This is a genomic window from Vibrio sp. QJM3NY_27, assembly GCF_057785955.1.
Genome location: NZ_CM173511.1, coordinates 3,209,065 through 3,221,735, shown reverse-complemented (window position 1 = coordinate 3,221,735; position 12,671 = coordinate 3,209,065). Strand labels below are relative to the sequence as shown.

Annotated in this window: 10 protein-coding genes; all 10 read left to right on the top strand. The window is 45.0% G+C overall.

Features of this window, described 5'->3' with window-relative positions; translation table 11 throughout:
* Positions 1-2: 2 nt before the first annotated feature.
* Positions 3-1,721 carry a type IV pilus secretin PilQ gene (locus AC3CIA_RS14510; protein ID WP_280533940.1) on the top strand — a complete coding sequence of 573 codons (1,719 nt, stop codon included), beginning with the start codon at positions 3-5 and terminating at the stop codon, positions 1,719-1,721.
* A gap of 176 nt (positions 1,722-1,897) precedes the next feature.
* Positions 1,898-2,416 carry a shikimate kinase AroK gene (gene aroK / locus AC3CIA_RS14505; RefSeq protein ID WP_004729664.1) on the top strand — a complete coding sequence of 173 codons (519 nt, stop codon included), beginning with the start codon at positions 1,898-1,900 and terminating at the stop codon, positions 2,414-2,416.
* Between the two features lie 25 nt (positions 2,417-2,441).
* Entirely contained in the window at positions 2,442-3,530 is a 1,089-nt protein-coding gene (aroB, locus tag AC3CIA_RS14500) for a 3-dehydroquinate synthase (RefSeq protein WP_171313147.1), read from the top strand.
* 79 nt (positions 3,531-3,609) lie between these two features.
* Positions 3,610-5,127 carry an SPOR domain-containing protein gene (locus tag AC3CIA_RS14495; RefSeq protein WP_076648696.1) on the top strand — a complete coding sequence of 506 codons (1,518 nt, stop codon included), beginning with the start codon at positions 3,610-3,612 and terminating at the stop codon, positions 5,125-5,127.
* Positions 5,128-5,196: 69 nt separating this feature from the next.
* The gene (locus AC3CIA_RS14490; RefSeq protein ID WP_004729661.1) at positions 5,197-6,045 is read left to right on the top strand and encodes a Dam family site-specific DNA-(adenine-N6)-methyltransferase; all 849 of its coding nucleotides are present in this window, start codon (positions 5,197-5,199) and stop codon (positions 6,043-6,045) included.
* Between the two features lie 200 nt (positions 6,046-6,245).
* On the top strand, positions 6,246-6,920 hold the full coding sequence (gene rpe, locus AC3CIA_RS14485) for a ribulose-phosphate 3-epimerase (protein WP_029222055.1): 675 nt from the start codon (positions 6,246-6,248) through the stop codon (positions 6,918-6,920).
* A gap of 102 nt (positions 6,921-7,022) precedes the next feature.
* Complete coding sequence (locus AC3CIA_RS14480) at positions 7,023-7,709, top strand: phosphoglycolate phosphatase (protein ID WP_054548214.1); 687 nt, start codon at positions 7,023-7,025, stop codon at positions 7,707-7,709.
* Positions 7,710-7,885: 176 nt separating this feature from the next.
* Complete coding sequence (trpS, locus tag AC3CIA_RS14475) at positions 7,886-8,902, top strand: tryptophan--tRNA ligase (protein ID WP_004729658.1); 1,017 nt, start codon at positions 7,886-7,888, stop codon at positions 8,900-8,902.
* A gap of 384 nt (positions 8,903-9,286) precedes the next feature.
* On the top strand, positions 9,287-11,881 hold the full coding sequence (locus tag AC3CIA_RS14470; RefSeq protein WP_488518262.1) for an ExeM/NucH family extracellular endonuclease: 2,595 nt from the start codon (positions 9,287-9,289) through the stop codon (positions 11,879-11,881).
* Between the two features lie 200 nt (positions 11,882-12,081).
* Entirely contained in the window at positions 12,082-12,660 is a 579-nt protein-coding gene (locus AC3CIA_RS14465; protein ID WP_004729656.1) for an aminodeoxychorismate/anthranilate synthase component II, read from the top strand.
* Positions 12,661-12,671: the final 11 nt, after the last annotated feature.

Below are 12,671 nucleotides of genomic sequence, written 5' to 3'. Positions count from 1 at the left end.
ATATGATTAAAGGAATAAGTGGATTAGTGAGCAAGGCTCTACAAGGTTTTGCTGTGTCTGTGATGTTGGTCTTTAGTGTGCTCAGTCACGCCGAGAGCTTACCTAATCAATTGGAGAATATTGATTTTAGGGTAAACAAAGATAAAGACGCCGTCATTATTATTGAGCTGGCAACCAGCACCGCTGTGGTGGATGTTCAACGTGCTCAGGAAGGGTTAAGTATCGAATTACTCAATACTCAAGTTAATGACGATAAGCTTTATCTTTTGGATGTGAAGGATTTCGCGACCCTAGTTGAAGGTATTGAAGTATATAAAGAGACGCCCAGCACACGACTGTTGGCGACGATCGCTGGTGACTATCAGTATGAATATAACCTAAAAGGTCGTTTCATAGAGGTGGTGATCAGCAAGCCTGTTATCAATGAAGCGACCAAAGAGAAAAGCGTTTTAGAAAAAGAGGGCAAACTGATATCGATTAACTTCCAAGATATCCCGGTACGAAATGTCCTGCAGCTGATTGCTGACTACAACGATTTCAATCTCGTCGTGTCTGACTCGGTAGCTGGTAACCTAACTTTACGTTTAGATGGCGTACCTTGGCAGCAAGTTCTCGACATTATCTTGCAAGTTAAAGGACTAGATAAGCGCGTTGATGGAAATGTTATTTTGGTGGCGCCAAAAGCAGAACTCGATCTTCGAGAGCAACAAGCGTTAGAGAAATCTCGCTTGGAAGAGGAGTTAGGAGAGCTTAAGTCGGAAATCATCAAGATTAATTTTGCTAAAGCCACCGACATTGCCGACATGATTGGCGGTGAAGGGGCGGTGAGCATGTTGTCCGATCGTGGTTCGATTACCATTGATGAACGCACCAATTCCCTATTGATTCGTGAACTGGAAGAAAACATTGCCGTGATACGAGGCATCATTGATTCTTTGGACATCCCCGTGAAGCAAGTCCAGATTGAGGCGCGCATCGTAACCGTTACCGAGGGTAACCTTGATGAGTTAGGAGTGCGTTGGGGTGTTTCTTCCACCAACGGTAGCTTCAAAGTTGGCGGCTCGATAGAGGGCAACCACCCATCGCAAATTACGCCGTATGACGATAATGGTGGGAATAGTGCGATTGACGATTTCCTCAACGTTAATCTAGGGGCGACATCACCTAATGCATCAAGCATTGCGTTTCAGGTGGCCAAACTGGGTTCAGATACCTTGCTTGATCTTGAATTGTCGGCATTACAACAAGAGTCAAAAGCTGAGATTATTTCAAGCCCACGTTTAATCACTACCAATAAAAAGCCCGCTTATATTGAGCAAGGTACTGAAATTCCTTATTTAGAGTCGTCTTCAAGTGGTGCTACTTCGGTCGCATTTAAGAAAGCAGTGTTGAGTCTTAAGGTGACACCACAAATCACGCCCGACAATCGTTTGGTATTGGATTTAAGCGTGACGCAAGATAGGCCAGGGCAAGTAGTAAAAACGGGAACGGGTGAGGCTGTTGCCATTGATACTCAACGAATAGGTACGCAAGTGCTTGTTAATAATGGTGAAACGGTCGTGCTTGGCGGGATATTTCAGCACAGTGTGAGCAGTACAGTGGACAAAGTTCCTCTGTTAGGAGACCTGCCAGTTTTGGGTGCATTATTCCGTCGTAGCTATGAAAATGTGGGTAAAAGTGAACTACTTATTTTTGTTACACCCAAAGTTGTGATTCAGTAATGAACAATTAGATTAAAAATAAAGTTGCATTAGTGGCACCTAACCTTGATAATTTCGGGTCTTATCACGAATTATCTGTGAGGAATCGGTGCCACGGGCCTTTTAATTTCAGTACTTGTACTGACCTACCTTGTGGCGATGTCATTGAATTAACGTTGTAAATTACTGCTAAAAACATGGCTGAGAAACGCAATATTTTTCTTGTTGGCCCAATGGGCGCCGGCAAAAGTACAATTGGTAGACACCTAGCTTCCCAACTTCATATGGAGTTTCTAGACTCTGACACTGTGATCGAAGAGCGCACTGGCGCAGACATCGCATGGGTTTTTGATGTTGAGGGCGAAGATGGTTTCCGTAAGCGCGAAGAATCTGTAATCAACGATCTGACAGAAGAACAAGGTATTGTTCTTGCGACAGGCGGTGGTTCAGTGCTGAGCAAAGAAAACCGTAACCGTCTATCTGCACGAGGCATTGTTGTATACCTAGAAACAACAATTGAAAAGCAACTTGCTCGCACTAACCGCGACAAGAAACGCCCTCTACTTCAAACAGACAACCCGCGTGATGTGCTAGAAGATCTAGCTGTATCTCGCAACGCACTATACGACGAAGTGGCGGACTACACAGTTCGTACCGACGATCAAAGTGCAAAAGTGGTAGCCAACCAGATCGTAAAAATGCTAGAAGAACGTTAAGTTCATTTTTTCGGAGAGCAAACCCATGGAACGGATTACGGTCAATCTAGCTGAGCGTAGCTACCCTATCTCTATTGGCGCCGGGTTATTTGAAGACCCGGCGTACCTTTCTTTTTTATCAGGCAAACAGAAAGTTGTTGTTATCAGTAATGTGACAGTAGCGCCTCTTTATGCCGATAAAATTTTATCGTTGTTGGATCAAGTAGGCTGTCAAACTTCTCTTTTAGAGTTGCCAGACGGTGAGCAATACAAAACACTTGAAACGTTCAACTCAGTGATGAGCTACATGCTTGAAGGAAATTACAGCCGCGATGTGGTGGTGATTGCTTTGGGTGGTGGTGTTATCGGTGATTTGGTCGGTTTTGCTGCCTCTTGCTACCAGCGCGGTATTGATTTCATTCAAATCCCGACGACCCTTCTTTCTCAAGTGGACTCCTCTGTAGGTGGTAAAACTGCAGTGAACCATCCTCTTGGCAAGAATATGATCGGCGCTTTTTACCAACCAAAATCTGTCATCATCGATACTAACTGCCTATCAACGCTTCCTGAGCGTGAGTTCGCAGCGGGCATTGCTGAGGTGATCAAATACGGCATCATTTACGATGAAGTCTTCTTTGATTGGTTGGAACAGAATCTAGAGAAACTTTATCAACTTGATGAAGATGCACTGATTACCGCGATTGCTCGTTGTTGTGCAATTAAGGCTGAAGTGGTTGCTATAGATGAAAAAGAGTCAGGAATCAGAGCGTTATTGAACCTAGGTCATACATTTGGTCATGCGATCGAAGCAGAACTAGGCTATGGTAATTGGCTACATGGTGAAGCTGTGTCGTCAGGCACTGTAATGGCAGCGAAAACCGCTCAATTACAGGGACTGATCTCTCAGCAGCAACTTGAGCGAATTATTTCTATACTCAAGAATGCGAAACTGCCAATCCATACGCCAGAAAGCATGTCTTTTGAAGACTTTATAAAGCACATGATGCGTGATAAAAAAGTGCTGTCTGGTCAGTTACGTTTGGTATTACCAACAAGTATTGGTACCGCTGAAGTGGTCGCTGATGTGCCTCAAGACATCATTAAACAAGCGATTGATTTCTGCCGTACTCTTTAAATTTGGTTGTGAGGTTGCCTAGCTAAACTCTAGGCAGCTGAAGCGTTTTACTGATCGATCTTATCAGTAGGGATCCCCAATGAGTTTGGCTCATGAATTAAGAGTATTAGAGTTAGAGTCTCAAGTTGAGCTGCTAGAGCGCTTACAGCTTTTGACTAACTTTGGTTCAAACCTTGTAACGGTTGCGGGCAAAGCTGGCTCTGGCCGATCTTGGTTGGCTCAACGTTATCTTGAGGCGTGGTCGACAGAAAAAAATCAGTGCTTACTGCTTTGTCACCCAAGCCAAGACGATCAACAACGTCGCGCGCTTATTCTTAGCCAAATTGTTTCTGATCCCCTGTTTAATCAACATGATTCTTTATCAGATAGCCTCGCAAGGCTACTGGATGGAGAGTCGTGTAATGTGGTTATCGTTGTAGATGATGCCCATCGATTGTCTGAGCTATTGGTATCCGAATTATGGATGTTGGTACTTGAAGCTCAATCAAACCCTCAATGGACGATTAATATCGTTCTCTTCTCGGAAATTGGCCATCTAGACACGCTACTAACACGTCTTAGTTACGGGCAACCACACAAGCCTATCGACCTCGAAATCGATGATCTTTCTCAACCAGAAGCGGAACATTTCTTTGAATCCCTAGTGATTCGATATGTTGATGATGAGTCTGAAACTCGCGTGCGACGTGCGTTTAATAAAGCGCAACCTTTGCCCGGCGAGTTAATGGCTTTAGGAGAATTGAAAGTGGAAAAAAGGATTATTATTCGCTCAATTATTGGCTCACCCATCAATATCGCGATTGTGGTGGCGTTGTTGTTGGTTTTAATTGGTGGTGGCTATTGGTGGATGTTCAGTCAACCAACCCCTGACGATAAAGCGCAATCACTTATCGCTCCCATCGAACAAACCGCTATCCCAACGTTTGAAGTGGAAAGTGGTACCGAGCAAGCCGGAGTCGACGGATCTTCAGATTCTGAAGCCGAAGCTGACATGAGCTATCAAGGTGCTGACGATGACAGTTCATCTTTACCACCGGTTGTGGTGGAAGGTACAGCCAGTGTTGGCGAGGTGAAACAAGAGCAGCAACGTGTGGTGATTACTTCTGATGTGGTTGATGCCTTGCTTGATGACAAGCCGAAAAGTGCCGATACCAGTGCGATTGATGCTGCCGTAGAAGAAAACACAGGTGCCGCGGTTAGCGCGCAACCTGATGCGGCGAAAAACGAGTCACAAGCTTCAGTTGATGAAGATACTGACCTAACGGAATCAACACCGCCGACGAAAAAGATCACCTTCTCATTTGCTCGCGAAGAGTTACAAGCTATCTCGCCACGCGCTTATACCTTACAGTTGAGCGCGATGACGTCATTAGAAGATGTTCAGTCTTTTATTGAAGAATATGACGTCGAGGACAAGGTTCGTATTTACCCAACACTTCGCAATGACACTAAGTGGTTTATTATCACTTATCAAGATTATCCAACGATTCAAGTCGCGCGAGATGCCGTAAGTGCGTTATCAAAACCACTTCAGCAGTTGGAACCTTGGGCAAAATCGATGAATCAAGTGCATCGAGAGATAGAACGTGCGAAATAACCCTGAGCTTAGCCTCAAAATATGTTACATTCCGCAGCCTTATTTTTGAGTTGATAGATAGAGCAGTAAATGAAAAAGCAGCGTGCCTTTCTAAAATGGGCTGGTGGTAAATATGGCCTAGTTGAAGACATCCAACGTCACCTGCCACCTGCTCGTAAATTGGTAGAACCGTTTGTCGGTGCCGGCTCAGTATTTCTGAATACTGATTTTGAACAGTACCTGCTTGCAGATATCAATCCCGATCTTATCAACCTATACAATCTACTTAAAACCGATCCTGAAACCTATATCACTGAAGCGAAGCGTTGGTTCTGTCCGGAGAATAACCGTAGAGAGGTGTTCTTAGATGTTCGCGCTGAGTTCAATGGTACAGATAACGTCATGTATCGCTCGTTAGCTTTCTTGTACATGAACCGATTTGGCTTCAATGGCCTGTGTCGTTACAACAAGAAAGGCGGTTTTAACGTTCCATTTGGTTCTTATAAAAAACCTTACTTTCCAGAAGCTGAGTTGGAGTTTTTTGCTGAGAAAGCGAAGAAAGCGACGTTTGTTTGTGAAGGGTATAGCGAGACTTTTAGCCGCGCCCGTAAAGGCTGTGTGGTTTATTGTGATCCTCCTTATGCGCCATTGTCTAGTACCGCTAACTTTACCTCTTATGCGGGTAATGGCTTCAGCTTAGATGATCAAGCGGCCTTGGCTGATGTTGCAGAAAGAGCGGCAATGGAACGAGGGATCCCTGTCTTGATTTCAAACCATGATACGACCTTAACGCGCCGTTTATATCATGGTGCGGAACTCAACGTGGTCAAGGTTAAGCGCACCATTAGCCGTAATGGCGCAGGGCGTAATAAAGTTGATGAGTTACTGGCACTTTTTCATAAAGAGAAAAACCAGCAACACGCTTCAACAGAATTGTAGTCGTCACCATAACCCTCGAACTCATTAAATTGAGTGACCAACGGGTACTTTCATAAACTAATCTTTCGAACTGCTAGAATCTGCTTAGGTGCTTAGGTAGAATTGCACACCAAATAGTCTTGGGATTGAGTCTTGTATTCGTGTACGAGATGTCACAAGGCGGTGATATTCGCAATTTACTCACTCTTAAGAGGTTTGGTATGAAAGATTTTCTAATCGCTCCATCGATTTTGTCTGCAGATTTTGCTCGTCTTGGTGAAGACGTAGAAAAAGTACTCGCAGCCGGTGCCGACGTTGTGCACTTCGATGTGATGGATAACCACTACGTACCTAACCTGACTTTTGGTGCACCGATCTGTAAAGCGTTGCGCGACTACGGCATCACAGCTCCTATCGATGTTCACCTAATGGTTAAGCCAGTAGACAGCATCGTACCTGAGTTTGCTAAAGCCGGCGCATCAATGATTACCTTCCACGTTGAAGCGTCTGAGCACGTTGACCGTACTCTACAGCTAATCAAAGAACACGGCTGTAAAGCGGGTGTCGTACTTAACCCAGCAACGCCACTTTCTTGCCTTGATTACATCTTAGATAAAGTAGATATGATTCTACTAATGTCTGTGAACCCTGGCTTTGGCGGTCAATCTTTCATTCCTCACACACTCGATAAGCTGCGCGCTGTTCGTAAACTTATTGATGAATCAGGCCGTGATATCCGCCTTGAGATTGATGGCGGCGTGAAGGTAGATAATATCCGTGAAATCGCAGAAGCGGGCGCAGACATGTTTGTTGCAGGTTCCGCTATCTTCAATCAACCAGATTACAAAGAAGTGATTGATGAGATGCGTGCAGAGCTTGCAAAAGTAAACGCATAATCGTAAAACTACAGATAGATTGAATATTAAGGGGCTAATTGGCCCCTTTTTTACGTCTTGGAGCTCAACTCATAAGACGAACATAATAAATAGGAAAGTAAGATGTCATTAAGCTCAATAAAACTGATTGCCTTTGATTTGGATGGAACCTTGTTAGATAGCGTGCCTGATTTGGCTGTCGCCGCTGACCAAGCTTGTCAGGAACTGGGTTTTTCTTCAGTAAGCGAAGAACAAGTTCGCGACTATGTGGGTAATGGTGCTGATGTTCTTATTGGACGTTCATTGAGCCGCAATCTTACGGTTGATCCAAGCCTTGAGCCTGATCTTTTGAAGAAAGCGCGTATCCTGTTTGATGATTTCTACGAGCAGGGCGGCCATAAGCTGAGTCACCTTTATCCATCGGTTAAAGAGACGTTAGCTGAGCTAGACAAAGCGGGCTTCACCATGGCGCTTGTCACCAACAAGCCTTCGAAATTTGTACCAGATGTTCTGGCGCAGCACGGTATCGATAAGTACTTTGTTGATGTGTTGGGTGGCGACTCTTTCCCAGAGAAAAAGCCGAACCCAGTGGCGCTGAACTGGTTGCTGGAAAAGCATAATGTGAAGGCTGAAGAGATGCTGATGGTAGGCGATTCAAGCAACGACATCAAAGCGGCTAAGAACGCAGGCTGCCACTCGTTTGGTCTAACTTACGGCTATAACCACGGTGAGCCGATTTCAGTATCAAACCCTGACTATGTCGCAGACAACATTGCGCAATTACTAGATGTCGTTCTAGTTTCAGCATAAAGCGGACAAAAGTTAGCTAACCTACTAGCAAAATACTTATCAATGAGTACACTGGATGAGCCGTACAGAAGAGCTGTGCGGCTTTTCTATTTTAAAGTTAAGAAGCTAAGCTTTTCAGATACTACGTTAAGAAACTAAGTTAACGAGCTTAGCGAACAAGCAAAGGAATTAAAACCATGAGCAAGCCCATCGTATTGAGTGGTGTTCAACCATCTGGTGAACTAAGTATCGGTAACTACTTGGGTGCTCTACGTCAATGGCAACAGATGCAAGATGATTACGATTGCCAATACTGCGTTGTAGACCTTCACGCAATTACGGTTCGCCAAGATCCGAAAGCACTGCATGAAGCGACTCTAGACGCATTAGCAATCTGTCTTGCTGTCGGTGTTGATCCAAAGAAGAGCACGCTATTTGTTCAGTCACACGTACCAGAGCATGCTCAACTTGGTTGGCTTCTTAACTGTTACACACAAATGGGTGAACTGAGCCGTATGACTCAGTTTAAAGATAAGTCTGCACGTCACTCAAATGACGTAAACGTAGGCCTATACGACTACCCAGTGTTGATGGCTGCAGATATCCTGCTTTACGGTGCTCACCAAGTGCCAGTAGGTAGCGACCAGAAACAACATCTAGAGCTAGCGCGTGATATCGCCAATCGCTTTAACAATATCTACGGTCCTGAAACGCCAATCTTCCAAGTACCAGAACCTTACATTCCAACAGTGAATGCACGTGTGATGAGTCTGCAAGATGCGACTAAGAAGATGTCTAAGTCGGATGACAACCGTAAGAACGTGATTACTCTGTTAGAAGAGCCGAAGTCGATCATCAAGAAGATCAACAAAGCGCAGACTGACGCAGAAACACCACCACGTATTGCCCATGATTGGGAAAACAAAGCGGGTATCTCTAACCTAATGGGTTTGTACTCTGCAGCGACGGGGAAAACGTTTGAAGAGATCGAAGCGCAATACCAAGGCGTTGAGATGTACGGTCCGTTCAAGAAAGATGTAGGCGCAGCATTGGTTGAGATGCTTGAGCCAATCCAAGCTGAATACCATCGTATCCGTGCTGACCGTGCTTATATGGATGCAGTAATGAAAGCGGGTGCAGAAAAAGCCTCTGAGCGCGCTGCCGTGACACTAAAAAAAGCATACGAAGCAGTCGGTTTTGTTACTCGCCCGTAGGGTGAGCTAAAGCCACTCGTTTCAGAATTTAAGCCCAAAGTAGACGCTGTTTACTTTGGGCTTTTTAGTACCAGTTTCATTTACTCCCCAGTAAATCTCTTGTTTGAATTGATGATTTAAGCATTATCTCGCTAACATATTCATAATATTAATGCTGTGCAGACGATCCTATTCCCTCTCCTTAGGGTTTATAAAATCTTGCTTATTTCTATTTATGTTGGAAATACATAACGTGCCAAACAATTGATGATCATTAAGTGATAAGTTCCTCATTTTCTTGCTAACTGACTTATTCCTTTCATAAATAAACCTGATAGTTACCACAAAATACATGACTGCCAATAGACGGCAGTAACTATAAATCGATGAACTCAGGTGAAACGGATGGCTCTTTTACACAAACCTTCATTGCTAGCAGTGGCAATTGGTAGCTTGCTAACAGCAAGTGCACACGCTGATTTGTTTATTTCACAATATGTGGAAGGCGGCAGCTACAACAAAGCGGTTGAGATTGCTAATAACGGCGATAGCAGCATGAATTTAGATGGTTACTCGCTGGCGAAGTCTGCGAATGGCAACGGCTCATGGGGCGCCACTTTACCTTTAGATGGCCACGTTTTAGCGCCTGGTGAGGTACTTGTTGTCGCTCATACGAGTGCGAGTGATGAGATTAAAGCCGTCGCTGACATTCTCAACGCGTCGATTGCTAACCATAACGGTGACGACCCGCTGGCTATCTTGAATTCAGATAACTCGGTACACGATATTGTTGGTTTGATGGGTGATGTGGATTGGGGTAAAGATGTTACTTTGGTTCGAGCGACACAAACTCCTTCGGCAACATTCGATGCTTCACAGTGGGTGTCGTTACCAAAAGACAGCATTGAAGGCTTAGGTTCATTAGACAGTGTTGAACTGCCAGAAGCGTTCACTTGTACACAAGATGGCTCTGACCCAGTATTCACAACCATTCAAGAGATCCAAGGCGAGGGTGCAACATCACCGTTCATTGATGGCTATCCGTACATCACGGACGATGAGTACTTCGTTAAAGGTGTTGTGAGTGCGGTGACAACGGGCATAACCAAAGGTTTCTACCTGCAAGCACTTGAGGATGACTTCAATTCAAGTACTTCTGAAGGTCTATTTATCCACACGAATCAATCGAGCTCAGAACTGGCTGCGGGCGACGTAGTGTGTGTGAAAGGTAAGGTTCAAGAATACTACAGCCATACTCAGCTTAAAGTTGAAAACAACCAATGGCTAAAACAGGGCGAACAACAAGCACCTGAAGCAACGGCGATAGAAGCGCTAGACAGTGATGAGAACTTCGCTGCAACGCTTGAACGCTACGAAGGCATGTTGGTGAAAACGACCGAAGCGCTTGATATGCGTGTGACTCGTACCTTTGGTTATGACTACTCAGGTCGTCGTAACAACATGGTACTGGCACATGAGCGTATTAACATGCAGCCGAACCAGCTTTTCGCAGCAGGTTCTGAAGACGCGAAACAACAAACGGAAGATAACGCAGACCGTCGTCTTTTCGTTGAAACCGATCAAAAAGCGGGTGACGGGCAGGTTCCTTTCTATCCAGACTTCGGCCGTACCGATATTGATCAAGATGGTTCAACAGAAGACTACATTCGTATTGATGACACCATTGTTGGTCTAGAAGGCGTACTTACCTACAGCTACGGTGAGTACCGCTTAGTGACAACTAACCAGATCTCGGCTGAAAACTTCGTTCGTAACGATCCGCGTACCGACAAACCAGACATGGATGAAGGCGACCTTCGCATCGCGACTTTCAATGTTTTGAACTACTTCAACTCTCCATTTGGCGGTGACGTAAACCAACACGGCAACAACCGTGGTGCGAACACCATCACCGAGTTTGAGATGCAGCAAGAGAAGATAGTGAACGCGATTCTTCGCTTAGATGCAGACATCATTGGTTTGATGGAAATTGAGAACAACGGCTTTGGTGAAGGCTCAGCCATTCACCAGCTTGTTAACCAACTGAATGATCGCATTGAGCGTAAGAAAGACCGCTATACCTTTGTAGCTGTCGATTCGAACGAAGATGGCGTGACCGACGAGATGGACTCGATTGGTACCGACGTTATTACAACAGGCGTTATCTACCGCAAGAAAGTAGTTAAGCTTAAAGACAGCCGTGTTATCGCGATGCCAAGCCAACAAGCACCAGAAGTGTTAGACGATTCTGGCAAGGTGATTGAAGACGGTAAGAACTACCAACGTGACTCATTGGCGCCAACCTTTAAAGTTAAAGGCACTAAAGAGAAACTCACCGTTGCGATTAACCACTTTAAATCGAAAGGTTCTAAGTGTTGGGAAGATGCTGCACCGGTCGAGCAGGGCGGTCAAGGTGGCGTTGACGCCGATAAGCAAGGCTCATGTGAGAACTTCCGTGTGGCTGCAGCAGTTGCTCTGGGTGAAGCGCTAGACGGCATCAAAGGCCATAAAGTGATTCTGGGGGATATGAACTCGTACGGCATGGAAGATCCAATGCTGGTGCTTACGGATTACTCTGAAGAGAAATACGGTAAACAAATCAAAGCGGCGCGTAACACTTACATTGACGGCGTCGAGCAGTTTGGTGATAACGGTGCGGTGATTACTAAGAACTACGGCTACATTAATGCTGTGGCTCAAAAGCACCCAGACAGCTGGAGCTACTCATACAATGATGAAGTTGGTGCCTTGGATCATTTGTTGATCAGTGACAGCCTGAAAGATAGGGTTGTCGATGCGACCGATTGGCACATCAATGGTGGTGAGTCGACGTTGTTTGACTACAACGAAGAGTTCAAAGGTGACCTACCTAAGTACCAAGATCACTTCCGTTCATCGGATCATGATCCTGCTGTTCTTGAACTGCGAGTAGGCGGTTCATTTGGCTTCGGTGCTCTGATGTCACTATTTGGTTTAGCAATGTGGCGTCGTCGCAAGTAGCTCAATCACAAATAGATTGGCTTGCTATACAAGCAAGCCAATTCAGATAACTTAAGGCTATCTGTAAACAATTAAGGTCAACTTAGGTTGGCCTTAATTATTGGCGAAATGCAGTTTCCACTTGCCTTTCGCCATGGGTATTGCACAATACCGCCCCTATATCTCCCAATCATTTAGTATTTAGCAAACGATTTCGACCCATGTTACTTATCATCGATAACTACGACTCTTTTACCTATAACTTGTATCAGTATTTCTGTGAGTTAGGGGTCACTGTAAAAGTTGTTCGCAACGATGAGATTGATATTGTCGGTATTGAAGCGCTGAATCCTAGCCATCTAGTTATCTCGCCAGGTCCTTGTACGCCTGATGATGCGGGAATCTCTCTGCAAGTCATTGAACACTTCGTGGGTAAACTGCCGATCTTAGGTGTGTGTCTTGGTCATCAAGCCATCGCTCAAGTGTTTGGTGGTGAAGTAGTACGAGCCAGACAAGTGATGCACGGTAAAACCTCTCCAATACGCCACAATGGTAAGAGCGTTTTTCAAGGGCTTAATAACCCTCTGACTGTGACACGTTACCATTCCCTAGTGGTGAAAAATGGCACGCTTCCTGACTGCTTTGAACTGACGTCTTGGACGGAATTTGAAGATGGCAGCATGGATGAGATCATGGGGTATCAACACAAAACCTTGCCGATTGATGCGGTGCAATTTCACCCTGAGTCGATTAAAACAGAGCAAGGACACCAGCTTCTCGCTAACTTCTTAGCGCGTTGAGTGTTTAAATT